The sequence below is a fragment of the Halomonas alkalicola genome, from assembly GCF_030704205.1.
Taxonomy (GTDB): Bacteria; Pseudomonadota; Gammaproteobacteria; order Pseudomonadales; family Halomonadaceae; genus Halomonas; species Halomonas alkalicola.
Genome location: NZ_CP131913.1, coordinates 3,481,577 through 3,507,762, shown reverse-complemented (window position 1 = coordinate 3,507,762; position 26,186 = coordinate 3,481,577). Strand labels below are relative to the sequence as shown.

Genomic DNA, 26,186 nt, shown 5'->3' with positions numbered 1-26,186 from the left:
GATGGCACCGAGTATAAACGACTGTTTGAAAGTTACCAGGCGCCGCACCGGCCTAAGGGCTCGGAGCTGATCCGTCGACAGGCCTCTCCTCGCCTTGCTGGCTTACTATCGGGGGAGGTCTACCACTCCTGGCTGGTTTCGCGCAGGGCGGCGATCTCGGCCTTGGCGGCCTGCAGGCAGCTGTGGAGCTCGTCGCCCAGGGCGGCGGCGCTGCCCACGGCGATCAGGCCGGCGGCGGCACCAGTGCGGCGGCGGGCGGCGCCTTCGCTTGCGTGCAGCGCCTCGAGCCGGCTGATCAGCCAGGCGAGCCAGCTGCCCGGCTGGGCGGCCAGCTCGCGCAGCCGGTGCAGCTCGGCGATGCCGGCCCCCTCGGGGCCGAGAAGCTCCCGCCAGGGGTGGGCCGGCAGGCGCGCATGCTCGGTCACCTCGCGCAGCAGGGACTCCAGGGCCAGCTCGGTGAGGGCCAGGGCGCCCTCCTCGGCGGCCATGCGGCGGGCCTCGGCGTGCTCGTCCTCGCCGCAGGGAGTGCCGAGCAGCAGCTCGGCCTGATAGAGCAGCTGATTGGTACGGGCTCTCGGGGTCACTTGCGCTTGTCCTCCACCTGCCAGCGGCTGCCGTCGAAGGTGGCCTTCCAGCCGGTGGCCTTGCCCTCCTCGTCGGTCATCACGAACTGCTCCTTGGCCTTGCGCGAGAAGCGGATCTGCGCCGGGCGGCCATCCGGATCCTCGCTGGGGGCGTCGAGCAGGTAGCGATACTTCTCGGGGAGCTCCTCGGCGTGGGCCTTGAGCTCGCGGACCAGGGGCGGGCGCGTCTCGCGGTTCTTGGGGAACTTGCTCGCCGCCAGGAACAGGCCGCTGGCCCCGTCGCGCAGCACGTAGTGGTCATCGACCTTCTGGCAGGCCAGCTCCGGCATGTCGATGGGATCCATCTTGGGCGGCGCCACCTCGCCGCTGCGCAGCAGCTTGCGGGTGTTCTTGCACTCGCTGTTGGTGCAGCCGAAGTACTTGCCGAAGCGCCCGGACTTGAGCTGCATCTCGCTGCCGCACTTGTCGCACTCGATGGTCGGGCCGTCATAGCCCTTGATGCGGAACCTGCCCTGCTCGATCTCGTAGCCGTCGCAGTCCGGGCTGTTGCCGCAGATGTGCAGCTTGCGAGTCTCGTCGATCAGGTAGCTGTCCATGGCGGTGCCGCACTTCCCGCAGCGGTGCTTGGCCCGCAGGGCATCGGTCTCGGCCTCCTCGTCGGCGTCGGCGGCCACTGCCTCCTCGCCGGGCAGCAGGTCGATGGTGGTCTTGCAGCGCTCCTTGGGCGGCAGGTTGTAGCCGGAGCCGCCCAGGAAGACCCCGGTGGAGGCGGTACGGATCTGCATCTTGCGCCCGCAGCTGGGGCAGTCGATGTCGGTGGGCACCGGCTGGTTGGGGCGCATCCCCTCCTCGCTCTCGGCCTCCGAAAGCTCCTTCCGGAACTCGGCGTAGAAGGCATCGAGCAGCGCACGCCAGTTGCGCTCGCCCTCGGCCACCTCGTCGAGGCCATCCTCCATGCGCGCCGTGAAGGAGTAGTCCATCAGGTCGGGGAAGGACTCCTTGAGGCGCTCGGTGACGATATCGCCGAGCTTCTCGGCATAGAAGCGCCGGTTCTCCAGCTTGACGTAGCCGCGGTCCTGGATGGTGGAGATGATTGAGGCATAAGTCGAGGGCCGGCCGATGCCGCGCTTCTCCAGCTCCTTGACCAGGCTCGCCTCGGTGTAGCGGGCCGGCGGCTTGGTGAAGTGCTGCAGCGGGTCCAGGGAGGCCAGGGTCATGGGGGTACCCTCGGCGAGATCCGGCAGCGACTGGTCCTCGTTCTTGCCGGCCGGCTTCATCACGCGGGTGTAACCGTCGAACTTGAGCACGCGCCCCTTGGCCTTGAGCTCGTAGCCGTCGACCTCCACGGTGAGGGTGCTGGAGAGGTACTCGGCCGGGGTCATCTGGCAGGCCACGAACTGGCGCCAGATCAGCTCGTAGAGCCGCTCGGCGTCGCGCTCCATGCCGGCAAGGTCGGTGGCGCGACGGCCAACGTCGGAGGGACGGATCGCCTCGTGGGCCTCCTGGGCGCCCTCCTTGCTGGAGTAGCGGTTGGGCGCCTCCGGCAGGTAGCGCTCGCCATACTCGCCGCCGATGAACTCACGCACGCTCTCCACCGCATCCTTCGACAGGTTGGTGGAGTCGGTACGCATGTAGGTGATATAGCCCGCCTCGTAGAGGCGCTGGGCCAGGGTCATGGTCTTCTTCACCGAGAAGCCCAGCCGGCCGCTGGCGGCCTGCTGCAGGGTCGAGGTGATGAAGGGCGGGTTGGGCTTCGACCGCGTGGGCTTGTCTTCCCGCGAGGTAATGGCGAGTGACGCCTTCCTGAGCGCGGCGATGCGCTCCAGGGTCTCGGCCTCGGAGGTGGGCCGGAAGGCCTTGCCGTCCTGGCGCACCAGCTCGAAGCGCACCGGCTCGCCGTCGCCCCCCTCGACCTGCGGCACCAGATCGGCATGGACGTCCCAGAACTCCTCGGGCACGAAGGCGCGGATCTCGCGCTCGCGCTCGACGATCAGGCGCATGGCCACCGACTGCACCCGCCCGGCCGAGAGGCCGCGGGCGATCTTGGCCCACAGCAGCGGCGAGAGCATGAAGCCGACCACACGGTCCAGGAAGCGCCGCGCCTGCTGGGCCTCGACCCGCGGCATGTTGAGGGTGCCGGGGTCCTTGAACGCCTCCTGGATGGCGTTCTTGGTGATCTCGTTGAAGACCACGCGCTTGTAGCGCGCGTCATCGCCGCCGATAGTCTCGCGAAGGTGCCAGGCGATGGCCTCCCCCTCGCGGTCGAGATCGGTGGCGAGATAGACGGTGTCGGCCTTCTGGGCCAGCTTCTGGAGCTCGGCGACCACCTTCTCCTTGCCCGGGAGGATCTCGTAGTGGGCCTCCCAGCCGTGCTCGGGGTCGATGCCCATGCGCCGGATCAGCTGCTCCTGGGACTTGCGCTTCCGGTACTCGGCCTTCTCCTCCGGCGACATCTTGCGGGTCGCCGCGGCCTGCCGCGCGCGCTCCTTGGGATCCGAGGCCGCCTTGCCCGAGCCGCTGGTCGGCAGATCACGGATGTGACCCACACTCGACTTCACGATGAAGTCGCTGCCGAGATATTTGTTGATCGTCTTGGCCTTGGCCGGCGACTCGACGATGACCAGTGACTTTCCCATAGTGCTCCACTGAAAGTGCATGGCGTGGACGTCGAGTCCTCGCCTGACAATGCCATACCGCCCTGATTCGGCGGGCGAAAAATGCGCCTACCCTAACCCAGCGCCTGGCATCGCGCCAGTGGGCGCCCGCGGTTGGCGCCTTCTGACCCTAGACCGCACCCTCGGGCGAGGGCAAGCCTGCGTCAATGACAGCGCCCCCGCCACCGGGGTGGCAGGGGCGCTGCTGGGGTCGTGCCTGGCCTGGCTCAGCGCTTGTTGCCACCCGGCTTGCGACGGGGTGCCGGGGTCCGGCGACGCGAGGCGGCCGGCTTGGCATCGGGCTCCTCGGCCTTGGCGGCAGGCGCCTCGGCCTTGGCGGCGGGCGCCTCGGCCTTGGCGGCAGGCGCCTCGGCCTTGGCCGCCGGCTGAGACTCCATCAGGCCCTCGAGGTCGCTCAGGGCCAGGCGCTGGGCCTCGGCCTGGGTGCCGACCCACGCCTGGGCCTCGGCACGCGCCTCGGCTTCGAGGATCGGCGCCCGGTCGATGGCGCGCTCGAAGAGCGCCCGCACCCGCTCCAGGCGCCCGCTGCCCTCCTCGCTCAGCGGTCCGCTGGCCTTCACCACATGCTCGATATGCTCGATATGCGTGTCGATCGCCTCGTCGCTCTCCCCCTTCAGCAGGGTCGGCAAGGCTTCCAGCGCCGCTTCGCGATCCAGTTTGAGGATGGCGAACTGGTCGCGCACGAGCTTCTTGAAGTCCGCCAGCTTCGCGTTGGGCTCCAGTTCGGCCCGCGACGCCTTGAGACGATTGAAGTTGCGCTCGTCCGTCGAGGGGGCGCCCCCCAGCACGTAGATCAGCGCACGGATCACCGCCTCGTGGCTGCCGCCTTCGGCGACGCGCTCGGAGAGCTCTGCCTGGCGGCGCTCGATGAAGCGGCGGTGTTCCGGCTCCGACCCCGGACGGCGGCGATGCACGTGGGCGTCACCGCCCAGGCCCACCAGCGACTGCAGCAGCGGCTGCCCATAGAGATCGAGGAACAGGCGCTCGATGGCCCCGTCGCGCAGGTCACGCCAGGCATTGAGGCTGCCGGTGATCTGGCTGGAGGCAATCGACTCCAGCACCCGGAAGAAGTTCTCCTCGTCCACCGGATGGCGCTTGGCACGAATCTTCTCGGCCAGCAGCGGGATCGCGGCCATCAGCGGGTTGCGGTCGGAGAAGAGGCGGTAGCCGAGGCGGTTGGGGTGCATGCGGCGCATCCAGCGGGCCGATTCGGGCGTGGCCAGGGCGCGCACCCAAGGCTGCACGAAGAGCCGGTAGAGCCCGAGATTGATCTCGGAGATCCGCGCCACGGTGGCGAAGCGACGGTCGTCGGCCTCGATGGGCTTGACCACCTCGTCGAGGTCTTCCAGCGTGCGCAGATTGAACTCCAGCAGATAGTCGCCGTCGATGTACTCGTCGTGCTCGCCCTGCGCCGCGCGCTCGGTCACCGTCGTCTCGTAGAGCCCCGGCGGCAACACGTCGATATAGTCCATGTTGGCGGTGAACTCGGTATGCTCCTTGCGCGATACGCTGCCCGAGACGAAGATGCCGAGATGGCCGGTGGTGTCATGGATGCAGTAGACGATGGTCTGGTCGTGGGCGATGATGTCCTCGACGTCGCCATACAGGTCGCGCACCCATCCCAGCGCCTGGGGCGGCGGCGTGATGTCGTCGCCCCAGGAGCAGAACACCACCACCGGCGAGCGCACGTTGCGCAGGTCGATGCGGCGCCCGTCGGAGGTAACCAGCTGAGCGGTGGAGAGGCGGTTGCCCACGAAGAGGTTGTCGACGATGTACTGGATCTCGTCGCCGCCGAGCACCACGTGGCCGCCCCACCAGCGCTCGAACTCCAGGTAGCGCTCGGCTTCGGTGTCGATGTTGGCGTAGAGCCGATACTGCTTGGTCCAGTAGGTGTTGGCCGGATTGAGGTTCTCGAAGTTCTGCACCAGCCAGGCGCCATCGAACTGGCCGTCGCCCAGGTCGCTGAGCAGGGAGGTCATCCAGCTGCCCCCGGTCATGCCACCGGTGTAGCGCATCGGCGCGTTGCCGCGGGTGCCGGCCCAGTAGGAGAGCGGCGAGCCGGCGATCAGGATCGGTCCGAACAGGTCGGGCTCCAGCGACGCCGCCATCATGAGCTGCCAGCCGGCCTGGCAATTGCCCACCACCATGGGCTTCTCGGCACCGCGCTCGCTGTGGCGCTGGTTGACCAGGCGCAGGAAGGCGATCTCCGCCTCCACCACGTCCTCGACGGTCTGGCCGGGCTCGGGATAGGGCAGGAAGCCGATGAAATAGCAGGGATGGCCGGCCCGCAGCGCCACGCCGATCTCGCTATCGGGCTTGAAGCCACCGATCCCCGGGCCGTGGCCGGCGCGGGGGTCGACCACCACGAAGGGGCGCATCTGGAGATCGGTGGGATAGCCCTGGGGGGGGAGGATCCGCAGCAGCTCATAGTTGACCGGGCGAGACAGCTCACGGCCGTCCATCAGCACTTCGGCCTCGAAGCCCAGCACGCTGGGCTTGGTCTTCTCGATATGTTCCAGGTACTGGTTGCCGCGAACGCGCATCACGTCCAGATAGAGCACGCTGCGCTCGAAGGCATCCAGCCAGTAGCGGCCCGCGGCGCGGCCGAACCCGAAGGGGTCGAACAGCGTTACCACGGGGGCCGGGGGAGTCGGCATCGGAAGATTCATCGCGAGCTCCTGGCAATTCGGTCAGAGGGAGGAGAAACAGAGCGTGGAGATTCCACGCCGTTTGTTGCAGTGCAATATAACGCAATATCGACGCCCCGGCGAGTGAAAACTCCGTGACGGGCACGCCTAGTCGACGCCCAGCGGGCGCATCAGCGCGGCGGCCTCCTCCACCCCCAGCAGCTCCTCCAGGCCCCTCCGCCCGCGGCGCCGCGCCTCCTCGGGCGTGCGCCCCCAGGCCGTGAGACGCCCCTCTCCCCCGGTCTCGGGGGCGCGGTCCAGGCGCAGGCCGGGCCCGCCGCTGATCCCGGTGGCCGCTGCGGGAACCAGGCGCCACTGCAGGGCATGGCCGCGGGGGACCAGGGCCGCCTGGCGGTCCCGCAGCCGGTCGCCGGCTGCCAGGCGCAGCTGAACCACCACCGGGTCCAGTCCGGTCAGGGCCTCGTCCAGCGCCTCCCGGCCACAGAGCCCGGGGCGCATGTCGCAGAAGCCCAGCCGGTTTTCCTGCAGCGCAAAGCCCAGGGTCACGAGCCCCCGCAGCTCCAGGGCGGCGAGCCCCTGGAGGGCGAGCTGGCCAAGATAGGTGCGCTGCTCCGGCGTCAGCCAGGCCACCGGGGCACGCACCAGGCCCGGCCCCAGCGCTTCCCGAACCGCCAGCCAGCGGACCCGGCCGAGACGGTCGCAGAGCACCGCCAGCTCGACCCGACGCCCCGGCACGCCCTCCTCCGCCAGGGGGACCCCCGCCTCGCGCAGCAGGGCCCTCACCGCCGCGCCATCCTGCATCGCCTCGATCAGGGCGAGGCGAGGCCCCACAAAAGGAAGACCGGCGGCCCGACAGGCCCTGGCCAGCGCCAGCTGACGGCCGGTGTCGGCCTCGCCGGGGTGCAGCGCCGTGCAGCCGGCACTCAGGGCGCGCGCCACCAGCGCCTCGGCGGGCTCGTCGGGGGTGACGGCCCCCAGGCAGGCCAGGCCCAGCTCGGCGGCGGCCTGGCGCACCCGCAGACCGGCGAGCCCGACGGCGGCCAGGGCGAGGCGGGGCGGGCTCCCCGCGGAACCGGAAAGCGTGAAGGTGTTCACGTGACACTTGCCTCCTTGGCGGTGGCCCCGGCGGGGGCGGCGGTGCTAGCATGGATCACGGACCGACAAGAGGCCGACGGCGTCCATCCGGCAGGCGATCATGACCACTCCCAAGCTGCTCAACAAGTTGACCTTCCGCCAGCTGCAGGTATTCCAGGCGGTTCACGATCAGCACTCCTACTCCCGCGCGGCGGAGCAGCTGGGGCTGACGCAGCCCGCGGTCAGCGCCCAGATTCGCCAGCTGGAGCAGGCGCTCGGGCAGCCGCTGTTCAAGTATGCCGGCAAGACCCTCCATGTGCTGCCGGCGGCCGATGCCCTGGCGGCCTCGGTGCGGGCCATCTTCGGCCAGGTGTCGCGGCTGCAGATGGCGCTCTCGGACATGTCGGGTACCATTCGCGGTGAGCTCAACCTGGCAGCGGTCTCCACCGCCCAGTACGTGGTGCCCTTCCTGCTCGCCCGCTTCCGCGCCCACTACCCCAACGTCCAGGTGCGCCTCAAGGTGTGCAACCGCAGCCAGGCCCTGGAGCGCCTCGCCGAGCGGCGCGACGACCTGGTCATCATGGCACGGGTGCCCGAGGACCGGGAGCTGGTCTTCATGCCGATCCTGGACAACGAGATGGTGCCCCTGGTGTGGCCCGGCCACCCCCTGCTCCAGGCTGCGGCCCCCACCCTCGAGGACTTCGCCCGCCACTACGTGCTGATGCGCGAGCCGGGCTCCGGGGTGCGCAGCGCCTTCGAGGAGCTGGCCGCCGAACAGGACGTCGGCCTCCCCCACCGCATCGAGCTCGGCACCAACGAAGCGGTCAAGCAGGGGGTGATGGCCCAGCTCGGCGTCGCCGTGCTGCCGCGCCTGGCGGTGCGCCTGGAGCTTGCGGCCGGCCTGCTCGAGGAGCTCAGCCTGCCCGACTTTCCGCTGCGCCACTCCTGGTGCACCGTCTACCCCCGGGAGCGCTTTCCCACCCCAGTCACCGAGCTGTTCCTGCGTTTCGTGCGCGAGCACCTGGCGGAGTTCCATGCCCACTTCCAGGCGCCGCCCCGCCCGCTGCCCAATCACGACGTGGTCTGCCTGCCGCTGAGCTCCTGATCCACCCCTGATTCCCCCCCTGAGCCAGGTCAAGGCCAGGCGGGACGACGCGCCCGAACGATGCCTGGCTCCTGCGACTATGGTAGATTGTGGGCCCGACACCCAGTAACCATCAGCACGCCCGACGCGGCCTGCCGGCAGCCGATGCCGCCATCGCCCGCACGCCGGGCGGCCGCCGAGCGAAGGGGCTCACACCCGAATGAGCGACAAGACCTCGAAACACGTCCCCAGCGGCGAGAAGTTCCGCACCCAGCACGGCTTTGCCGCCATCAAGGACGGCATCAAGCAGCGCCGAGAGCCGGAAGAGCAGGCCGCCGACCCGGGGCGCAAGCCCAAGTGGCTGCGCGCCCAGATTCCCGGCGGCGAGCGCTTCGAGGCCGTCAAGCGCAACGTCAGCGAGCACCGCCTGAGCACCGTGTGCGCCGAGTCCCACTGCCCCAACATGGGCGAGTGCTGGAGCAACGGCACCGCCACCATCATGCTGATGGGCTCGGTCTGCACCCGCGCCTGCCGCTTCTGCGCCGTGGATACCGGCAACCCCGGGGGCTGGCTGGACGCCGAGGAGCCGGCCAACACCGCCAAGTCGGTGGAGCTGATGGGGCTGCGCTACGTGGTGCTCACCTCGGTGGACCGCGACGACCTCGACGACGGCGGCGCCGCCCACTACGCGGCGTGCATCCGCGCCATCAAGGCCAACACCCCCGAGGTGGTGGTGGAGGCGCTGACCCCGGACTTCGACGGCGTCCACGCGGCCATCGAGCAGGTGGTCGACTCCGGCCTCGAGGTGTTCGCCCAGAACGTCGAGACCGTCGAGCGCCTGACCCACAAGGTGCGCGACCCGCGCGCCGGTTATCGCAAGACCCTGGACGTGCTGGCCCACGCCAAGCGCCACAACCCCGCGGTGCTGACCAAGACCAGCCTGATGCTGGGCCTGGGCGAGACCGACGAGGAGATCCTGGCCACCTTCGACGACCTGCGCGAGATCGGCGTGGATATCGTCACGCTGGGCCAGTACCTGCGCCCTACCCGCAACCACCTGGCGGTGGAGCGCTGGGTCTCCCCCGAGGAGTTCGAGCGCTATCGCCAGATCGGCCTGGAGAAGGGCTTCATGGAGGTGGCGGCAGGGCCGCTGGTGCGCTCCAGCTACCGCGCCGACCGGGTCTTCGAGAAGAACAACCTGGGCCTCTCCGCGCCGGCCCCGGTGCCGGGCCAGGCGCCCGACCCCGACCGCATCGACGCCATCAACGTCGGCTGACCAGCTCCCTGCCCAGCTCGAGCGCCAGGCACCGGGCCAGGCGCTCGCCTATCTCCTCCACGCCGGGCGTCGCCACGCCGGGCGTCGCCACGCCGGAACCTTCGGCGACCAGATCCACCAGGCGCGTCATCGCCATGCCGGCATAGCCGCAGGGGTTGATGCGCTGGAAGGGGGAGAGGTCGCCGTCGACGTTGAGCGCCACCCCGTGGAAGCTGCCGCCGCGCCGGATGCGCAGCCCCAGCGAGGCAATCTTGGCCTCGCCCATGCCCGTCGTCACGTAGACGCCCGGCGCATCGGGGCGCGCCCGGGCCGCGATGCCGTACTCCGCCAGCAGCGCGATCACGGCGTTCTCGAGCCCGCTCACCAGGTCACGCACGCCAAGGCGCGAGCGACGCACGTCGATCAGCGGATAGAGCACCACCTGGCCGGGGCCATGGTAGGTCACCTGGCCGCCGCGATCGGTCTGCACCACCGGGATATCCCCGGGCATCAGCAGGTGCTCGGGCTTGCCCGCCTGCCCCTGGGTGAAGACCGGGTCGTGCTCCACCAGCCAGAACTGATCCGGGGTGTCGGCGTCGCGGGTGTCGGTGAGCTCCCGCATCGCCTGCCACACCGGCAGGTAGGGGCGGCGCCCCAGGCGGTGCAGCTCGATGGGCGGCAGCGCCAGGGGCGCCGAGGCCAACTCGGAGAGAGGGGTGGCCATCACACCACCATGTGCACGCGGCCGGTGGCCTTGAGCTCCACGAACAGCGCCTGCAGCTGGGACTCACCGGTGGCGCGGATGGTCAGGCGCACCGATTGGAAGCGGCCGTTGCGGCTATCCACCACTTCCAGGCGGGTCGCATCGAACTCCGGGTCGTGGCGGCTCACCACCTGGCAGACCATGGCGGCGAAGTCTTCGGCGGCATCACCCACCACCTTGAGGCTGTAGCGGCAGGGAAAGGTGATCGTGGGCGGCTTGCCGGAGGCCGGGCGGCTCGGCTGGCGCAGGTCGCGCAGGGAGTTGTCGTTCATGGGAAGTCCAGCGGGTTACGTGTATGGCGTCATTTTACGCAACCCGCCGGAGAGAGACCACTCGAGGGCCTAGCCGAACCAGCCGCCGACCAGGTTGGAGAAGAAGCGCCGGACCTGGTCGAGCAGCTTCTTGACGAAGCCGCCCTCCTCCACCGACTCGAGTGCCACCAGGGGCTGCTCGCCGACCACCTCCTCACCCAGGCGCACCTCGAGGGTGCCGACGCGCTGGCCTGCCTCGATGGGAGCGGCCAGGTCGCCCTGGATATCCAGGCGCGCGCTCAGCTCCTGGTTGCGGGCCCGCGGCACCGTCATCATCACGTCGCGGTCGACACCCACCGGCAGCTGGTTGCTCTCGCCGCCCCACACCCGCGGAGTGTTGAGCACCGAGCCGGCGTCGTACAGCTTGAGGGTCTCGAAGTAGCGGAAGCCGTAGCTCAGAAGCTTCTGGGTCTCCTGGGCGCGCGACTCCTCGGAGCTGGTGCCCATCACCACGGAGATCAGACGCATGCCGTCACGCTTGGCGGAGGCCACCAGGCCATAGCCCGCTTCGGTGGTCCAGCCGGTCTTCAGGCCATCCACCGTGGGGTCGCGCCACAGCAGCCGGTTGCGGTTGGGCTGGCGGATATCGTTGTAGGTGAAGTACTTCTCGGCGTACATCGCGTAGTGCTGGGGGTAGTCGTTGATGATGTACTGGGAGAGCAGCGCCATGTCCCGGGCCGAGGAGTACTGCTCGGGGTGTGGCAGCCCGGTGGCGTTGGGGAAGCTGGTGTTGTGCAGCCCCAGGCGGGTGGCGTGCTGGTTCATCAGGTCGGCGAAGGGCGCCTCGCCTCCGGCCAGATGCTCGGCAACCGCCACGCTGGCATCGTTGCCGGAGGCGATGATGATCCCGTAGAGCAGGTCGCGGATCGACACCTGGGTGTCGACCTCGATGAACATCTTGGAACCCCCGGTGCGCCAGGCGTTCTCGCTGACCCGCACCATGTCATCCATGGCGATGTTGCCGCGGTCCAGCTCGCGCTCCACCAGGTAGGCGGTCATCAGCTTGGTCAGGCTCGCCGGCGGCAGGCGCTCGTCGGCGTTGTGCTCCACCAGCACCCGGCCGCTGTCGGCATCCATCAGGAACCATGACTTGGCGGCCAGCTGGGGCGGTGAGGGAATCATGGTCTGCGGCTGGGGCTGGGGAACCGGAACGCTCTGGGCCGAGGCCAGCGTCGATACCATCAGCAGGCAGGCCAGCAGCGCCGGGATCAGCCTCAGGCGGCGAAGGAAGAACAACTCTCTCATGGGGACAGCTCTCATGGAACGCTCAGGGGAATAGGACGCAGCGCCGATCACTCGGCGCCGTTGACGATAAAGCTCTGCTCGAACCCGGCGCGGCGCAGCTCGCCGCGCACGGGCTCCACCTGGTCGGCGCTGGCCAGCGGACCGACCTGCACCCGATGCACGCCGGTCGAGGTGTCCACCCGCACCGGGCGGGAGAGCTCGGCCTGGAGCCTGGCCTGCAGCGCCTGGGCGCTCTCGGCGGAGCCCAGGGCGGCGATCTGGAGGTAGATGGGGCGGCCATCCGCGGGGCTGCCGGACGCGGCAGCACCGTTGGCGGACGCGGCGGCCGGCGCCACGGGAGCGGCCTGCGGCGCAGGGGCAGAGGCCACCTGGCTCGCCGCCTGACGCGCCGGCGGAGCGACCGCGGCGGTCGCACTGCGGGAGCCGCCCCCGCCATTCTCGGCGAGCCACTGCTCCACGTCGATCGCCTCCACCTTCACGCGCCCGGTGCCGCGCTCCAGGATCTCCAGCCGCGCGGCGGCGGCATAGGAGAGGTCGATCTCGCGGTCGTTATGGAAGGGCCCGCGGTCGTTGACCCGCACGATCGCCGAGCGGCCGTTGTCCAGGCTGGTGACCCGCACGTAGCTCGGCAGCGGCAGTGAACGGTGGGCGGCGGTCATCTTGTACATGTCGTAGATTTCGCCGTTGGAGGTGGCGTAGCCGTGAAACTTCTCGCCGTACCAGGAGGCCGTGCCCTGGCGAGCGTAGCCGCGGGCATCGGGCAGCACCTGGTAGGTCTTGCCCCACACCTCGTAGGTCGGCCGGTTGCCACCCCGGGACAGCGGCTCGAGCCGCGGCACCGCATCGGGAATCTGGCTGACGTCGGGGGGATCCATCGGATAGGCGTCCCCGGACATGGCGTAGCGCCCCCCGCTGGCCGGCGCGGCGGACGGCGCCGCCGAGCGCACCTCCGAGGAGCTCGACGGGGCCTGGCCGCCGCTGCCGGCGCAGCCCGCCAGCAGCACGGACGCTGCGGCCGCCGCCAGCCACCCCAACCGCGCGCTCATGGCTGCCCCTCCCCGTTGGCCTGTACCGCCTGCAGCCAGTGGGCATCCAGCGCTCGCGCCGCCTCGATGGCCTCGGCCAGCTCGGTGACCGCCATGGCATAGAGATGGCTGTGGTTGTAGCGGGTGATCACGTAGAAGTTGTGGTCGCCGAGCACGTAGCGCCAGTTGTCCTCGCCGTCCTCCAGGGAGACCGGCAGCAGCGGACGGTCGGCGTCGAAGGCATCGGGCACCGTGATCCCGGCCTCGGCCACGGCACTCGCCGACACCCCCGGCGGGCGCGCCGCCCGGTTGAAGTCGATAGCCTCCGGGGGGATCTCCGGCCCCGTGGCGTCGTGATAGATGGGTTCGCCGCCCCGCCAGCCGTGCTCGGCAAAGTAGTTGCCCACGCTGCCGATGGCGTCCACCGGGTTGGTCCAGAGATCGCGGATGCCGTCGCCGTCGAAGTCCACGGCATAGGCCCGATAGCTGGTGGGAATGAACTGCGGATAGCCCATGGCGCCGGCATAGGAGCCCTTGAGGGCCCCGGGCTCGACGCCCTGCTCGTGGGTGATCTCGAGGAAGGCGGCCAGCTCGCCGCGGAAGAAGCCGCCCCGGGTCGGGTGGTGGAAGGCCAGGGTGGCCAGGGAGTCGATCACCCGATGGCGGCCGGTGAAGCGGCCGTAGCTGGTCTCGACGCCGATGATGGCGGCGATCACCTCGGCGGGCACGCCATACTCGGCCTCGGCGCGCTCGAAGGCGTCGCGATGCACCTCAAGGAAAGTGACGCCACGGTGGATGCGCTCGGGCTGCAGGAAGATCTCGCGGTACTCGTCCCAGCGCAGGCGCCGCTCGGCGGCACCGGCCATGGCGTCGAGCACGCCCTGCTGGAAGTCGGCGGAGGCCATGGCGGCCTCAAGCCAGTCGCGCTCTATGCCCTTGGCGGTGAGCTCCTCGACCAGCTGACGCGTCTCGGCGTGGCTGCGCGGATCGAAGTCCGCCGCCAGGGGGCTCATCGACACGCCCAGGGCAGCCATCGCGACCAGCGCCCTCACGCCATGGTTTCGAATCCGTAACATGCAGCTCTCTCCCTGATTCGGCAGCCGGATACCCGCAGCGGCACTAGCGCGGGAGCAAGCGGCGGTGCGCGTGAATGGCCATGAGAATACCGAAACCCGCCATCAAGGTCACGCTGGAGGTGCCGCCGTAGCTGACCAGCGGCAGCGGCACGCCGACCACCGGCAGGATGCCGCTGACCATGCCCACGTTGACGAAGACGTAGATGAAGAAGGTGAGGATGATGCTGCCCGCCATCAGGCGCCCGAAGGTGTCCTGGGCGCCGGCGGCGAGCCACAGGCCGCGGGTGATGATCAGCAGGTAGAGCAGCAGGATCGCCACGATGCCGACCAGGCCGAACTCCTCGCCGAGCACGGCGACGATGAAGTCGGTATGGCGCTCGGGCAGGAACTCCAGCTGGGACTGGGTGCCCTGCAGCCAGCCCTTGCCGAACACCCCCCCGCTGCCGATGGCGGTGGTGGACTGGATGATGTTCCAGCCCGAGCCCAGGGGATCGCTGTTGGGATCGAGGAAGGTCAGCACCCGCTGGCGCTGGTAGTTGTGCAGGTTCATCCACAGCAGTGGCAGCGCCGCCGCGGCGATCACCGCCAGGGCGGCGATGAAACGCCAGGAGAGCCCGGCCAGCAGCACCACGAAGACCGCCGCCGAGGTCACCAGCAGCGAGGTGCCGAGGTCGGGCTGCTTGGCGATCAGCACGACCGGCACGGCGATCAGCACGCCGCACACCGCGATGTCGCGCAGCCGCGGGGGAAGCTCCTGGCGGCTCAGGTAGGCGGCCACCATCAGCGGCACGGCCAGCTTCATCATCTCCGAAGGCTGGAAGCGAATCACCCCGGGAATCACCAGCCAGCGCTTGGCCCCCATGCCCACATCTCCCACCAGCTCCACCGCCACCAGCAGCAGCACCCCAAGGGCATAGACCGGCAGCGCCCAGCGCAGCAGGGTCGAGGGCGAGAGCTGGGCGAGCAGGAACATCACCACCAGGGCCACGCCGAAGCGGATAGCCTGGGCGATCACCGGCTCGATGCGTTGGCCGCTGGCGCTGTAAAGCACCATAAGCCCCGCCATCATCAGCGCCAGCAGCATGCCCAGCAGCCAGGGGTCCAGGTGCAGCCGCTCCCAGAGGCTGCGCCGCCGGGAGATGCCGCTGGCCGGAGGGCGCACCGGGTAGGGGCGCAGGATACGCGAGAGGTCGATCATGCCCATGGTCAGTTCCCCGCTACCTGGCTGCCATCATCCGCCATCGCCTCGCGCAGCTCCTCCACGTCGGGCTCCCTGTCCTTGAGCAGCCAGGCATCGCTCATGGCCCGAGCCAGATGCGCCGCGTGGGTGCTGCCGCCGCCGGCGTTCTCGACGATCACCGATACCGCGATCTGCGGGTCCTCGGTGGGGGCAAAGGCCATGAAGAGCGCATGGTCGCGCAGCCGCTCGGCCAGCTCCTCGGCGTTATAGCGCTGGTCCTGGCCCAGGGAGAAGACCTGGGCGGTGCCGGACTTGCCGGCCATGCGGTACTCGAGCCCGACCCCGGTGCGTCGCGCCGTGCCCTCGTGGCCAGTGAGCACCTTCTCCATGCCGGAGAAGATGCGATCCCACCAGGCATCATGGGGAATCTCGATGTCCGACGGGGTGTCGGCGAGCCGTGCCGGCAGCTCCTCGTCACCGATGCGGCTGGCCAGGCGCGGCTTGACCCACTCGCCGCGATTGGCCAGCACCGCGGTGGCGGTGGCCAGCTGCAGCGGGGTGACCTGCCAGTAGCCCTGGCCGATTCCCACCGAGAGGGTCTCTCCCGGGTACCAGGGCTGATTGAAGCGCCCCCGCTTCCACTCCCGGGAGGGCATCAGGGCGGTGCTTTCGCCGAAGATGTCGTGCCCCACGCGCTTCCCGAAGCCGAAGGCGCTCATCGTCTCATGAATGCGATCGATCCCCAGATCGTAGGCCAGGGCGTAGTAGTAGGTGTTATTGGAAACGGCAATGGAACGCTCCATGTCGACGCGACCGTGGCCCCAGCGCAGCCAGTTGCGGTAGCGGCGGGTATCGTTGGGCAGCTGATAGAAGCCGGGGTCGTTGATGGTCCGATCCGGCGTGATCACCCCCTCGGCGAGTCCCGCCAGGGCCAGGAAGGGCTTGATGGTGGAGCCGGGAGGATAGTGGCCGCGGATGGCACGGTTGTAGAGCGGCAGGTCCAGGTTCTCCTGCAGCGCCCGGTAGGAGGCCACATCGATGCCGGTCACGAACTGGTTGCTGTCGAAGCCGGGCGTGGAGACCATGGCCAGGATCTCGCCGGTGCGGGGCGCGATAGCCACAATGGAGCCGCGCCGCCCGTCGAGCAGCTCATAGGCCAGCTTCTGCAGACCGTGGTCGAGGGTCAGGGTGATGTTCTGGCCGGGCACCGGATCGGTACGCCCCAGCTCGCGCAGCACCCGGCCCCGGGCGTTGGTCTCCACCTTGCGTAGCCCCGCCTGACCGTGCAGCTGGTCCTCGTAGAAGCGCTCCACGCCGGTCTTGCCGATGAAGTGGGTGCCGGCGTAGCGGCCCGTGTCCAGGTTGGCCAGCTCCTCGGCGTTGATGCGGCCCACATAGCCCAGGGCGTGGGCCATCACCTCGGCATCAGGATAGTAGCGCAGCAGCTGGGCCTCCACCTCGACCCCCGGCAGCAGGTGGCGGTTGACCGACAGCCGGGCGATCTGCTCCTCATCGAGGTCGCTCATCAGCAGCGCCGGCTGGAAGGGGCGCTGGCGCTGGCGAGAGCGAACCCGAAAGGCCTCGGCCTCCTCCTCCGGCAGCTCGAGGAGCTCCACCAGCAGCCCCAGGGTGGCATCCAGGTCATCGACCCGCTCGCGCACCAGGGTGAGGTTGTAGGTGGGCCGGTTCTCGGCCAGCAGCACCCCGTTACGGTCGTAGATCAAGCCGCGGGTGGGGGGAAGCGGCTCCACCCGCACGCGGTTCTTCTCGGAGCGGGTGCTGTAGAGCTCGTGCTGGACCACCTGCAGGTAGGCCAGCCGCCCCATCAGCAGGCCGGTCATGGCGAACACCAGCACGGCGGCGAGCAGCGCACGCACCCGGAAGATGCGCAGCTCCTGCTCGGGGCTCTTGAGGTTGTCGCGATTCTTGCGCATCGCACTCTCGGCCAGGCGGTGGCTCGGTCAGCGGTGGTAGGGGTGACCCACCATCAGGGTCCAGGCACGGTAAAGCTGCTCGGCGAGCAGGATCCGTACCAGCGGGTGAGGCAGGGTCAGCGGCGACAGCGACCAGCGCTGATCGGCGGCGGCGGAGAGCCCCGGCTCGAGTCCGTCGGGGCCGCCCACCAGCAGCGCCACGTCGCGCCCGTCGAGGCGCCAGGCCTCGGCGTGGGTGGCGAGCTGCTCGGTGCTCCACGGCTTGCCCCCCACCTCCAGGGCCACGACGTGCTCGTCACCGCGCAGGCGAGCGCGAATGCGCTCGGCCTCCTGGCCCATGGCCCGGGGAATATCGGCATTCTTGCCGCGCTGGCCGGGGGCGATCTCCTCCACCTCCAGGGCAAAGTCCCGCGGCAGCCGCTTGCGGTACTCCTCGACGCCCTGGGTCACCCAGGCCGGCATGCGGGTGCCCACGGCGAGCAGGCGTACCCTCATGCGCCGTGGGCCTCACCCTCGCTGCGCTCGAGGTCGCTGGGCAGGTCGGCCCAGAGGCGCTCGAGGTCATAGAGCTGACGGGTCTCCGGCAGCATGACGTGAACCACCACGTCGCCGAGGTCCACCAGCACCCAGTCGGCACCATTCTCGCCCTCCACGCCCAGTGGCTGGATGCCGGCCTCCTTGGCCTTCTGCACCACGCTTGAGGCCAGGGCGGCCACGTGCCGGGAAGAGGTGCCGCTGGCGATGATCATCTGGTCGGTCACGCTGGTCAGCTTGGAGACATCCAGCTGGGCGATGTCCTTGGCCTTGAGGTCCTCCAGGGCGTCGATCACCAGAGTCTTGAGTGCGTCGATATGCATAGGGTCTTCTGTCAGGCTGTCGTTGAACGACCATTGTACCGGGTTGACCGCCCGCTGGCAGCGCTCGTTCCCGGGCTTTTCCAGCGGGCTTGCCAAGGGAGCGGCTCAGGCGCGATAGAGGGCGTGCTCCAGCAGGTAATGCTCCACCGCTTCAGGCAGCAGGTAGCGCACGCTCCTGCCCTCGGCCAGGCGGCGGCGCACCTCGGTGGCGGAGATCGCCATGCGCGACGGCAGCGAGAGGCGCAGCAGGCCGCCGGCGGGGCGCGCCATCAGCGCCTCGCCGTCGCCGACCTCCCGCCCGTCGATCAGCGCCCGGAGCTCGGCGGGCAGCGCCGCCTCGAAGTCGGGGCGGTCGATCACCACCAGATGGGCCAGGGCGAAGAGCCGCTCGGGCTCGTGCCAGTCGGCCAGGCGCAGGAAGGCGTCATGGCCCAGCGCCATCACCAGGCGCGCCTCGCCGCCATACTCCCGGCGCAGGGAGGCCAGGGTGTCGGCGCTGAAGGAGGGACCCGCCCGGTGCAGCTCCCGGGGGTCGGCGACCAGGCCGGGCGTGTCACCGATACCGAGGCGCAGCAGCGCCAGGCGCTGCTCCGGGGAGACCCGCGGCTCGCCGCGCAGCGGCGGCACGCTGGCCGGGATCATGTGGACCCGATCCAGCTCGAGCGCCTCGCGAAGCTCCACGGCGCTGCGCAGGTGGCCCAGGTGCACCGGGTCGAAGGTGCCGCCGAGCATGGCGATGCGCGGCGCGCGCGGCGGGTCGGCCTCCCCCGCCGGCAGCGGCAGGTGCACGCCCTGGCTCACTGGCGGATCTGGCCGTCGCCCAGCACCACGTACTTGCGGGTGGTCAGCCCCTCGAGGCCCACCGGCCCGCGGGCGTGGAGCTTGTCGGTGGAGATGCCGATCTCGGCGCCCAGGCCATACTCGAAGCCGTCGGCGAAGCGGGTGGAGGCGTTGACCATCACCGAGCTCGAGTCCACCTCGGCCAGGAAGCGCCGCGCCAGGCCGTAGTCGTCGGTGACGATGGCGTCGGTATGGTGGGAGCCGTGGCGCTCGATGTGCTCGATGGCGGCCTCGATGCCCTCCACCACGCGCACCGCCAGCACCGGCGCCAGGTACTCCGTGCCCCAGTCCGCTTCGCTGGCGACGGCGGCCTCGGGCAGGATCGCCCGGGTGCGCTCGCAGCCGCGCAGCTCCACGCCGTGCTCGGCGTAGGCCGCGGCCAGCCGGGGCAGCAGGTGCTCGGCCACCGGCGCGTCCACCAGCAGGGTCTCCATGGTGTTGCAGGTGCCGTAGCGGTGGGTCTTGGCGTTGACGGCGATGGCGAAGGCCTTGTCGAGATCCGCGGTGGCATCCACGTAGACGTGGCAGACGCCGTCCAGGTGCTTGATCACCGGCACCCGGGCCTCGCGGGAGATCCGCTCGATCAGCGACTTGCCGCCGCGGGGAATGATCACGTCGACATACTCGGGCATGGCGATCAGGCGACCCACGGCGGCGCGGTCGGTGGTGGCCACCACCTGCACGGCGCCCTCGGGGAGCCCGGCATCGGCCAGGCCATCGCGGATGCAGGCGGCGATGGCGGCATTGGAGGCGCGCGCCTCGCTGCCGCCGCGCAGGATCGCCGCATTGCCGGACTTGAGGCACAGGCTCGCCGCCTCGACGGTGACGTTGGGCCGCGACTCGTAGATGATGCCGATCACTCCCAGCGGCACGCGCATCTGCCCCACCTGGATGCCGCTCGGCCGGTAGCGCAGGCCGTCGATCTCGCCGACGGGGTCGGGCAGCGCCGCCACCTGGTGGAGCCCCTCGATCATGGCGTCGATGCGCGGCGCCGTGAGCTCCAGGCGGTCGAGCAGCGCGGCGTCGAGCCCGCCGTCCCGGCCGCGGGCCATGTCCTCGGCGTTGGCCGCGGCGATCGCCTTGCGCTGCGCCTCGAGGCGCGCCGCGATGGCCAGCAGGGCGGCGTTCTTGGCGCCGCTGGAGGCGCGACGCATGGCGGCCGCGGCCTGGCGGGCCGCCTGGCCGAGCCCGGCCATGTAGGTCTCGACGTCCCGGATCGCCTCGTCGGTGGAGATGACTTGTGCTGACATGCCGAAAGAGGTCTCCTGTGGGCGTGGCCAGAGGGAGCGGCCACGACGTTATACTGGCGCAGCCTGGCCGCGCGAATTCGGGAAAGGGAGTCATAGTAAGCCACCATGCAGAGCAAGTACAAAGTCGGCCTGCTGCGCCTCAACCTGCTGCTGGCGGCCCTGCTGCCGGCGCTGATGGCCCCGGCTTCGGCGAACCTCACCGAGGCCCTGCTGCTGTGGATGGCCGCCGGTTGGCTGGCCGTCTCGGCCGTGCTGGTGGAGTTCAGCCATCGTCGCCCCCCCCTGGTACCCTGGCAGCTGCTGCCCAGCCTGCTGCTCACCGCCCTGCTGCTCACCGCCCCCGAGCGCTTTCCGATCTGGCTGTGGGCCTGGGCGGCCCTGGTCATGCTGCCCCAGCCGGCCTGGATGTCCGTCCTCAACCTGCTGCTGGCCGCACTCTCCTGGGGCTGGCTGGCCCACGCCATGCCGCCGGAGCAGGCGGCCTTCTCCGGCGCGGTGCTGGCGGCGCTGCTGCTGCTCGGGCTCTCCCGCTCCCGCGATCTGGCGCCGCTGCGCGGCATCGCCCGCCGCCGCGCCCACCTGGCGCCCGGCCTGCGCCTCTGGCCGCGCGCCCAGCTGGGCCGCGACCTGCCCCGGGAACGCGCCCGGATCCGCCGCGACGGGGTGCATGGCGAGCTCGTGCTGCTGCGCACGGGGCGCAGACGCTTCTGGCACCAGGCTCAGCGGCTGTGCACCCTGACCCGCAGCTTCGAGCACTGCTATCGGCTCGATGGCCGCACCCTGGCCGCCCTGCTGCTCTCTCCGGATGCCGAGCAGGCCGAACACCGGCGCGCCGAACTGCTGGCCGCGCTGGGGCCGATCCAGCGGCTGCGCGCCACGCCGCTCTCGCGGATCGTCTCGCTGGCCGACGAGTGCCGGGCGCTGGAGCGCCGACGGAGGCAACGGGCCCGGCGCGCGAGGTGGATCATGGCTGAGCTGCAGCACACCCGGCTTCACGCCGGCCTCTATGCCCTCGCCGCCCTGCTGCTGGTCAGCCAGGCGGCCTGGTTCTACCTGGTCGGCGACTACGACCGCATCCTGCTCCCTGCGCTGCTCGCCCCGCTGCTGATCACCGCCGCCCTGATGCGCCTGGGCCAGCCGGAGACCGCCCGGCTCTCGGCCTATCTGGTGCTGGTGTGCGGCTACCTGCTGGTGGCCATGGAGCTGCCCGCGCAGTCCTCCCTCGCCCCCTTCTGGCTGGGCCTGCCCCCGGTGCTGACCCTGCTGCTGCTGCCGCTGGGCCCGGCCATGCTGCTCAACCTCACCCTGACCCCGCTCTGGCTGCTCTTGGGCGAGAACCTGCTCGATCTGGACCTGGCGCTGGGCTACCTGAGCCTGGTGATGGTGGCCGGCCTCGCCCCCTGGGAGATCCTCCACCAGCGCAGCCTGCTCCAGGCCACCGACCCCCTGGACGAGGAGTGCGACGCGATCCGGCGCAGTGCCCTGCATGACCGGCTTCACAGCGAGTGCGAACGCGCCGAGCTGCTCCACCAGCGCCTGGCGGTACTGGTCATCCACCTGCCCCAGCTGGAGATGGCCGGCGAGCAGTTCGGGCCCGGGGCGCGACGCGCCCTGCTCGGGTCCCTCTGCGATACCGTGGCACGCTGCAGCCGGGACCACGACCTGCTGGGCCGCGAGGGCGATGCCGACTTCTGGCTGGTGCTGCCCGACACCAGCGAGAGCGGCGCCCTGCTGGTTCGCCAGCGCCTCGAGGAGGCGCTGCATCGCGCGGTGCTGCTGGACACCGGCCCCGTGGAGACGCGCCTGACCGACTGCCATCTGCGCCATGGCGAATCACCCGAACGCTTCATGCAGCGGCTGCAGGCCACCGTCCAGCGGCAGGTCAATGGCTGACCTCGCGCCCCGTTTCGACACCCCCTGCGGCCACCCATGCCGGCCCCCGACCCACCCGACACGGAGCCTTCCTTGAACCTCGCCGACGCCCTCTACCAGCTGACGCCCTCTCCCACCCTGCTGCTGCTGATCATCGCCACCATTGCCCTGGTCGAATCCCTGGCCCTGGTCGGCTTGCTGGTGCCCGGGGTGGTGCTGATGACCGCCGCCGCTTCCCTGGCCGGCCATCAGGAGCTTTCGCTGCCGCTCATCGTGGCGGCCGCCTTCGTGGGCGCCGTGCTGGGCGACTGGATCAGCTTCTGGCTGGGCTACACCCAGCACGAGCGGGTCACCCGGCTCTGGCCGCTGTCGCGCCACCCGGAGTGGCTCGCCCGAGGGGCACGCTTCTTCCAGCGCTACGGCACCCTCTCGGTGTTCTTCGGCCGCTTCGTCGGCCCGGTGCGCCCGGTGGTACCGCTGATCGCCGGGATGCTCAGGATGTCGCCGCGGGCCTTCACCTGGGCCAATCTCGCCTCGGCGGCGCTGTGGGCCCCGGCCTACGTGCTGCCGGGCTATCTGCTGGGACGCACCTGGCAGCAGCTGCTTGACGTCCCCGAGGGCGCCCAGCCGCTGATCGTGGCCCTGGCCGCCATCCTGGTGGCGCTGATCGTGATCTTCTCCTGGCTGCGCCAGCAGGTGGGCCGCAGCGGGCGACTCTACCGCCTGCTCGCCCGGGTCGCGCGTCGCCACCCGGTGATGCGCCGGCTCTGGCTGTCACAGAGCGCCCGCGCCCGGGGCGAGGTACCCCTGGCCAGCTGGCTGCTGCTGATCCTGTCGCTGGGAGGCGTCTCGGGCTGGACGCTGATGGTGATGCAGCATGGCGCCGATGGCCCGCTGGTGATGGATGCGCGCCTGCACGCCCTCTTCGACTACCTGGCGACCCCGTGGCTTGAGACGGCAAGCCAGGCCCTGGCGCGGGTCGGCGACACCTATGGCGTGCTCGCCCTGGTGCTGCCCTGGGGGGGCTGGCTGCTGTGGCGGCGCCGCCTCGACGCCTTCGCCCATATCGGCGGCGGGCTCGGCCTGATCGCCCTGCTCAACACCTGGGGCAAGGCCTTCTTCGACCGACCGCGCCCGGGCACGCCCGACTACCTGACCGGCTCCATGGCCTACCCCAGCGCCCACAGCTCCACGGCGGTGGTGCTGGCCGGGCTCGCCGCGGCCTTCATCGCCCGGGAGCTGCCCCACCGCCAGCGCCACTGGGTCTACTGGGGCGCCATCCTGTTCGCCGCGGTCATGGCGCTGTCGCGGCTGGTGATCGGCGTGCACTGGTTCAGCGATCTGGTGGGCGGCGCCCTGCTGGGCCTGGTCGTCTGTGCACTGGTCCAGCTTGCCTGGCAGGTCAGGCCGCGGGCCCCGCTCGCTCCCTGCCCCTGGGCCTGGCTCGGCATCGGCTCGTTGGTGCTTGTAGCCGCGCGCATCGCCTGGCTGCCGCCGATCTAGGCCGGGGGCCGGCGCTCAGCCCAGCGCGAGCCACAGGCCGACGCCCATCATCAGCGCGCCGGCGATGCGGTTGAGCAGGCGCACGTTGCCGTCACGGCCGAGGAGACGCCGCAGCCGGCTTCCGCCGGCGGCGTAGAGGGTCAGGCAGAGGAACTCGATGGTCAGGATCATGGCGATCAGCACCGCCAGCTGGCCGCCCAGCGGGCGCGAGGCGTCGAGAAACGGCGGCAGCAGCGCCACGAAGAAGGCCCACCCATTGGGATTGGCCACCGCCGTCACGAAGCCCTGCAGGGCCAGCTGGCCGCGGCTCGCCGGGGCCAGTTCCAGCTCTTCCAGCGGAATCGCCATGCGCCCCCGGGAGCGCCACATCATCACCCCCAGGTAGATCAGGTAGGCACCGCCCAGCCACTTGAAGAGCGCGAAGAGCTCCGGCTGGCGCAGCATCAGGGCGGCCACCCCGGCGCCGGCGGCGAGCGCCACGAGCCCCACCCCAACAAGCTCCCCGGCCATCATCCACAGGGTGCGCCGCACCCCCTGGGTCATCCCCAGCACCATGGCCAGGGTCATGCACATGCCCGGAGTGATGGAGACGAACAGGAAGGTCGGCACGAAGACCGACAGCAGCTTGAGGCTGATCACGGCTCGCCCCAGCGCGGCATCAGGCGGTGCTCGATGCCGAGCTGGTTGAGGATCCGCGCCACGATGAAATCGACCAGGTCATCGATGGTGCTCGGCTGGTGGTAGAAGCCCGGCGCCGCGGGCAGCACCACCGCACCCAGCCGGGTGAGGTTCAGCATGTGCTCCAGGTGGATGGCCGAGAGCGGCGTCTCGCGCAGCACCAGCACCAGCTGGCGGCGCTCCTTGAGGGCCACGTCGGCGGCGCGCTCGATCAGGTTGTTGCTGGCCCCCGTGGCCACCGCCGAGAGGGTGCCGGTGGAGCAGGGGCAGATCACCATGGACGAGGGGGCCCCTGAGCCCGAGGCCACCGGCGCCATCCAGTCCTCGCGCCCGAAGCAGCGGATCTGGCCCGGCCGCGCCCCGCTGCGGGCGACCAGCGCCTCGGCCAGGCGCTCGGGGCGCGCCGGCAGCTCGACATCGGTCTCGGTGGCGATCACCAGGTGCGCCGCCTTGGAGATCATCACCCACACCTCGCGATCGGCGGCCACCAGCGCCTCGATCAGGCGCAGGCCATACTGGGCCCCTGAGGCGCCGGTGAGCGCCACCGTCACCGGCGGGCCGAAGGGGGACACCGGCCTCTCGCGACTCCGCTCAGCCATGGGCCGCCTCCAGGGCGACCAGCAGTCGCTCATGGATCCCGCCGAAGCCGCCGTTGGACATCACCACGATGCGGTCATAGGGGCGCGCCTCGGCCACCAGCGCCGCCACCAGGGCGTCGAGGTCCTGCTCGAGGTGCCCCGGCACCGGGCTCGCCGCGATCACCGGGGCGAGCGACCAGTCGAGCCCCGCCGGCTGGAACCAGTAGGCGATGTCCGCGGCGGCCACGCACTCGGCCAGGCGGTCGCGCAGGCTGCCCAGGCGCATGGTGTTGGAGCGCGGCTCGATCACCGCCAGCAGACGACCGCGGGCGGTGGCGGCGCGCAGGCCGGCGAGGGTCGCCGCAATGGCAGTGGGGTGGTGGGCGAAGTCGTCGATCACCTGGATGCCGGCCACCTCGCCGCGCAGCTCCTGGCGCCGCCGCGGGGTCTCGAAGCGCGACAGGGCCGCCGCGCCCCGGGCGAGGTCGACCCCGCAGGCGTGGGCGGCGGCCAGCGCCGCCAGGGCGTTCCTGGCGTTGTAGTCGCCGGTCAGCGGCCAGTCCACCACGGCATCCTCATCGACCCTGTCGTCGCCCTCCCCCTGCTGGTGGATCACCCGGAAGCGCGAGGCGTCCTCGCGTTCGAGCTCGTAGCGCCAGGCGCTCGCGGCGTCCCGGCCGAAGCGAGCGACCGGCGTCCAGGCACCCATGGCCAGCACGCGGTCGAGCGCCGGCTCGCCGTCGGCCACCAGCAGCCGCCCGCGGCCCGGGACGGTACGCACCAGGTGGTGGAACTGCCGCTCGATGGCGGCAAGGTCCTCGAAGATATCCGCATGATCGAACTCGAGGTTGCCCAGCACCGCGATCTCGGGGCGGTAGTGGACGAACTTGGAGCGCTTGTCGAAGAAGGCGGTGTCGTACTCGTCGGCCTCCACCACGAAGGGGGCGCCCGGGGCCCCGAGGCGCGCAGAGACGCCGAAGTTGCGCGGCACCCCGCCGATCAGGAAGCCGGGGGCCTGGCCCGCGGACTCCAGCAGCCAGGCGACGAGGCTCGCCGTGGTGGTCTTGCCGTGGGTGCCGGCCACCGCGATCACCCGCCGCCCGGGCAGCACCTGCTGGGCCAGCCACTGGGGGCCGGAGACATAGGGCAGGCCCATGTCGAGCACCGCTTCCACCTCGGGATTGCCCCGTGAGAGCGCGTTGCCGATCACCACCAGATCGGGGCGCGGCTCGAGGTTGGCCGGGGCATAGCCCTCGCACAGCGCGATGCCCGCCTCCTCGAGCTGGGTGCTCATCGGCGGATAGACCCCCGCATCCGAGCCGCTGACCGTATGGCCAAGCTCCCGGGCCAGCAGCGCCAGGCTGCCCATGAAGGTGCCGCAGATACCGAGGATATGGACGTGCATGCGCTCTCCTGACTACCGACGTGCGCCGCGGCATCCCACCGCGGCAGGGTGTGGCGAGACTAGCATGGCGCCGGGAGCCCCTCCAGCGCCCGGCCAGGGCTATCGCAGATGGCAGCACCGCTCAAGGCTGTTCCGGCGACAGGCCCTCGAGGGGGCGCTACGAGTACCTCCCTGTAGGCTACCTCGGCCATCCCTGGTCCTCGGACCCCCTCTCCGACCTGCCCCGGCGCCTTTCGCTGACGCATGACGCACATCGGAAGCTGCGGTAGCCCTGAGCTCCCGACCGGCCCCGGATGCAGCCTCGGCCGCTTTCGGCTAGAATCCTCCGACTTTCGTCACCCTATCCCCG

22 protein-coding genes and 1 pseudogene are annotated in these 26,186 nt (G+C 70.5%); 5 read left to right on the top strand and 18 right to left on the bottom strand.

Going from position 1 to position 26,186, the window contains the following annotated elements; all coding sequences use genetic code 11:
- Positions 1 to 119: 119 nt before the first annotated feature.
- Together B6N23_RS16505 and topA are read right to left on the bottom strand one after the other, a co-directional pair.
- Positions 120 to 584 (bottom strand): DUF6586 family protein, encoded by a 465-nt coding sequence (locus tag B6N23_RS16505; RefSeq protein ID WP_305500816.1) that lies wholly within the window; start codon positions 582 to 584, stop codon positions 120 to 122.
- Positions 581 to 3,220: a type I DNA topoisomerase gene (topA, locus tag B6N23_RS16500; protein WP_305500814.1), complete on the bottom strand. Its 2,640-nt coding sequence runs from the start codon at positions 3,218 to 3,220 to the stop codon at positions 581 to 583. Before topA ends, B6N23_RS16505 begins: the two co-directional genes overlap by 4 nt.
- 231 nt (positions 3,221 to 3,451) lie before the next feature.
- On the opposite strand from topA, the gene B6N23_RS17080 reads away from it, so the two are divergent.
- Positions 3,452 to 3,628, top strand: coding sequence for a hypothetical protein (locus tag B6N23_RS17080; RefSeq protein ID WP_369424733.1), 177 nt, complete (start codon positions 3,452 to 3,454; stop codon positions 3,626 to 3,628).
- Positions 3,629 to 4,155: 527 nt separating this feature from the next.
- Here B6N23_RS17080 and B6N23_RS16495 read toward each other — a convergent pair.
- A pseudogene (locus B6N23_RS16495) lies at positions 4,156 to 5,802 on the bottom strand (DUF3141 domain-containing protein); the annotation flags it as partial.
- Positions 5,803 to 6,054: 252 nt separating this feature from the next.
- Positions 6,055 to 7,002, bottom strand: a complete 948-nt coding sequence (locus B6N23_RS16490; protein WP_305500804.1) for an ATP-binding protein — start codon at positions 7,000 to 7,002, stop codon at positions 6,055 to 6,057.
- A gap of 100 nt (positions 7,003 to 7,102) precedes the next feature.
- On the opposite strand from B6N23_RS16490, the gene B6N23_RS16485 reads away from it, so the two are divergent.
- Together B6N23_RS16485 and lipA are read left to right on the top strand one after the other, a co-directional pair.
- Entirely contained in the window at positions 7,103 to 8,086 is a 984-nt protein-coding gene (locus tag B6N23_RS16485; RefSeq protein WP_305500803.1) for a LysR family transcriptional regulator, read from the top strand.
- A gap of 199 nt (positions 8,087 to 8,285) precedes the next feature.
- Complete coding sequence (lipA, locus tag B6N23_RS16480; RefSeq protein WP_110069731.1) at positions 8,286 to 9,341, top strand: lipoyl synthase; 1,056 nt, start codon at positions 8,286 to 8,288, stop codon at positions 9,339 to 9,341.
- Here the strand turns inward: lipA and lipB are convergent.
- The 11 genes from lipB to B6N23_RS16425 form a co-directional block, all read right to left on the bottom strand.
- On the bottom strand, positions 9,328 to 10,044 hold the full coding sequence (gene lipB, locus B6N23_RS16475; RefSeq protein ID WP_305500799.1) for a lipoyl(octanoyl) transferase LipB: 717 nt from the start codon (positions 10,042 to 10,044) through the stop codon (positions 9,328 to 9,330). The two genes, lipA and lipB, sit on opposite strands and share 14 nt — an antisense overlap.
- On the bottom strand, positions 10,044 to 10,355 hold the full coding sequence (locus B6N23_RS16470) for an HP0495 family protein (protein ID WP_305500797.1): 312 nt from the start codon (positions 10,353 to 10,355) through the stop codon (positions 10,044 to 10,046). The genes lipB and B6N23_RS16470 overlap by 1 nt, the downstream gene beginning before the upstream one ends.
- Positions 10,356 to 10,424: 69 nt before the next feature.
- Complete coding sequence (locus B6N23_RS16465) at positions 10,425 to 11,639, bottom strand: D-alanyl-D-alanine carboxypeptidase family protein (RefSeq protein WP_439649829.1); 1,215 nt, start codon at positions 11,637 to 11,639, stop codon at positions 10,425 to 10,427.
- Positions 11,640 to 11,686: 47 nt separating this feature from the next.
- On the bottom strand, positions 11,687 to 12,685 hold the full coding sequence (locus B6N23_RS16460) for a septal ring lytic transglycosylase RlpA family protein (protein ID WP_305500795.1): 999 nt from the start codon (positions 12,683 to 12,685) through the stop codon (positions 11,687 to 11,689).
- Positions 12,682 to 13,740 (bottom strand): lytic murein transglycosylase B, encoded by a 1,059-nt coding sequence (gene mltB, locus B6N23_RS16455; RefSeq protein WP_305500793.1) that lies wholly within the window; start codon positions 13,738 to 13,740, stop codon positions 12,682 to 12,684. Before mltB ends, B6N23_RS16460 begins: the two co-directional genes overlap by 4 nt.
- 43 nt (positions 13,741 to 13,783) lie before the next feature.
- Positions 13,784 to 14,944, bottom strand: coding sequence for a rod shape-determining protein RodA (gene rodA / locus B6N23_RS16450; RefSeq protein ID WP_305500792.1), 1,161 nt, complete (start codon positions 14,942 to 14,944; stop codon positions 13,784 to 13,786).
- 2 nt (positions 14,945 to 14,946) lie between these two features.
- A complete protein-coding gene (gene mrdA / locus B6N23_RS16445; RefSeq protein WP_305500791.1) occupies positions 14,947 to 16,854 on the bottom strand; it encodes a penicillin-binding protein 2 in 1,908 nt (635 codons plus the stop codon).
- Between the two features lie 27 nt (positions 16,855 to 16,881).
- Positions 16,882 to 17,349, bottom strand: coding sequence for a 23S rRNA (pseudouridine(1915)-N(3))-methyltransferase RlmH (gene rlmH / locus B6N23_RS16440; protein ID WP_305500790.1), 468 nt, complete (start codon positions 17,347 to 17,349; stop codon positions 16,882 to 16,884).
- The gene (gene rsfS / locus B6N23_RS16435) at positions 17,346 to 17,711 is read right to left on the bottom strand and encodes a ribosome silencing factor (protein WP_305500788.1); all 366 of its coding nucleotides are present in this window, start codon (positions 17,709 to 17,711) and stop codon (positions 17,346 to 17,348) included. The genes rlmH and rsfS overlap by 4 nt, the downstream gene beginning before the upstream one ends.
- Positions 17,712 to 17,816: 105 nt before the next feature.
- Positions 17,817 to 18,443, bottom strand: a complete 627-nt coding sequence (gene nadD / locus B6N23_RS16430; RefSeq protein WP_305503863.1) for a nicotinate-nucleotide adenylyltransferase — start codon at positions 18,441 to 18,443, stop codon at positions 17,817 to 17,819.
- Positions 18,444 to 18,508: 65 nt separating this feature from the next.
- Entirely contained in the window at positions 18,509 to 19,801 is a 1,293-nt protein-coding gene (locus B6N23_RS16425; protein WP_305500787.1) for a glutamate-5-semialdehyde dehydrogenase, read from the bottom strand.
- 105 nt (positions 19,802 to 19,906) lie between these two features.
- On the opposite strand from B6N23_RS16425, the gene B6N23_RS16420 reads away from it, so the two are divergent.
- Together B6N23_RS16420 and B6N23_RS16415 are read left to right on the top strand one after the other, a co-directional pair.
- On the top strand, positions 19,907 to 21,694 hold the full coding sequence (locus B6N23_RS16420; RefSeq protein ID WP_305500786.1) for a diguanylate cyclase domain-containing protein: 1,788 nt from the start codon (positions 19,907 to 19,909) through the stop codon (positions 21,692 to 21,694).
- A 72-nt stretch (positions 21,695 to 21,766) separates the two neighbouring features.
- Positions 21,767 to 23,176, top strand: a complete 1,410-nt coding sequence (locus B6N23_RS16415; protein ID WP_305500785.1) for a bifunctional DedA family/phosphatase PAP2 family protein — start codon at positions 21,767 to 21,769, stop codon at positions 23,174 to 23,176.
- 15 nt (positions 23,177 to 23,191) lie between these two features.
- Here the strand turns inward: B6N23_RS16415 and B6N23_RS16410 are convergent, their stop codons facing one another.
- From B6N23_RS16410 to mpl, 3 genes are read right to left on the bottom strand one after another with little or no spacing between them, the layout of a single operon-like run.
- Positions 23,192 to 23,815 (bottom strand): LysE family translocator, encoded by a 624-nt coding sequence (locus B6N23_RS16410; protein ID WP_305500784.1) that lies wholly within the window; start codon positions 23,813 to 23,815, stop codon positions 23,192 to 23,194.
- Positions 23,812 to 24,453 (bottom strand): flavin prenyltransferase UbiX, encoded by a 642-nt coding sequence (locus tag B6N23_RS16405; RefSeq protein WP_305500783.1) that lies wholly within the window; start codon positions 24,451 to 24,453, stop codon positions 23,812 to 23,814. The genes B6N23_RS16410 and B6N23_RS16405 overlap by 4 nt, the downstream gene beginning before the upstream one ends.
- Positions 24,446 to 25,837, bottom strand: coding sequence for a UDP-N-acetylmuramate:L-alanyl-gamma-D-glutamyl-meso-diaminopimelate ligase (mpl, locus tag B6N23_RS16400; RefSeq protein WP_305500780.1), 1,392 nt, complete (start codon positions 25,835 to 25,837; stop codon positions 24,446 to 24,448). The genes B6N23_RS16405 and mpl overlap by 8 nt, the downstream gene beginning before the upstream one ends.
- Positions 25,838 to 26,186: the final 349 nt, after the last annotated feature.

Coding starts and splice junctions, on each gene's coding strand:
- mltB (WP_305500793.1), bottom strand. CDS start 13,740: ATGTTACGGATTCGAAACCATGGCGTGAGGGCGCTGGTCGCGATGGCT.
- B6N23_RS16465 (WP_439649829.1), bottom strand. CDS start 11,639: ATGAGAGAGTTGTTCTTCCTTCGCCGCCTGAGGCTGATCCCGGCGCTG.
- B6N23_RS16425 (WP_305500787.1), bottom strand. CDS start 19,801: ATGTCAGCACAAGTCATCTCCACCGACGAGGCGATCCGGGACGTCGAG.
- B6N23_RS16405 (WP_305500783.1), bottom strand. CDS start 24,453: ATGGCTGAGCGGAGTCGCGAGAGGCCGGTGTCCCCCTTCGGCCCGCCG.
- B6N23_RS16485 (WP_305500803.1), top strand. CDS start 7,103: ATGACCACTCCCAAGCTGCTCAACAAGTTGACCTTCCGCCAGCTGCAG.
- B6N23_RS16470 (WP_305500797.1), bottom strand. CDS start 10,355: ATGAACGACAACTCCCTGCGCGACCTGCGCCAGCCGAGCCGCCCGGCC.
- mpl (WP_305500780.1), bottom strand. CDS start 25,837: ATGCACGTCCATATCCTCGGTATCTGCGGCACCTTCATGGGCAGCCTG.
- nadD (WP_305503863.1), bottom strand. CDS start 18,443: ATGCTCGGCGGCACCTTCGACCCGGTGCACCTGGGCCACCTGCGCAGC.
- rlmH (WP_305500790.1), bottom strand. CDS start 17,349: ATGAGGGTACGCCTGCTCGCCGTGGGCACCCGCATGCCGGCCTGGGTG.
- B6N23_RS16420 (WP_305500786.1), top strand. CDS start 19,907: ATGCAGAGCAAGTACAAAGTCGGCCTGCTGCGCCTCAACCTGCTGCTG.
- rsfS (WP_305500788.1), bottom strand. CDS start 17,711: ATGCATATCGACGCACTCAAGACTCTGGTGATCGACGCCCTGGAGGAC.
- lipB (WP_305500799.1), bottom strand. CDS start 10,044: ATGGCCACCCCTCTCTCCGAGTTGGCCTCGGCGCCCCTGGCGCTGCCG.
- lipA (WP_110069731.1), top strand. CDS start 8,286: ATGAGCGACAAGACCTCGAAACACGTCCCCAGCGGCGAGAAGTTCCGC.
- B6N23_RS16460 (WP_305500795.1), bottom strand. CDS start 12,685: ATGAGCGCGCGGTTGGGGTGGCTGGCGGCGGCCGCAGCGTCCGTGCTG.
- topA (WP_305500814.1), bottom strand. CDS start 3,220: ATGGGAAAGTCACTGGTCATCGTCGAGTCGCCGGCCAAGGCCAAGACG.
- rodA (WP_305500792.1), bottom strand. CDS start 14,944: ATGGGCATGATCGACCTCTCGCGTATCCTGCGCCCCTACCCGGTGCGC.
- mrdA (WP_305500791.1), bottom strand. CDS start 16,854: ATGCGCAAGAATCGCGACAACCTCAAGAGCCCCGAGCAGGAGCTGCGC.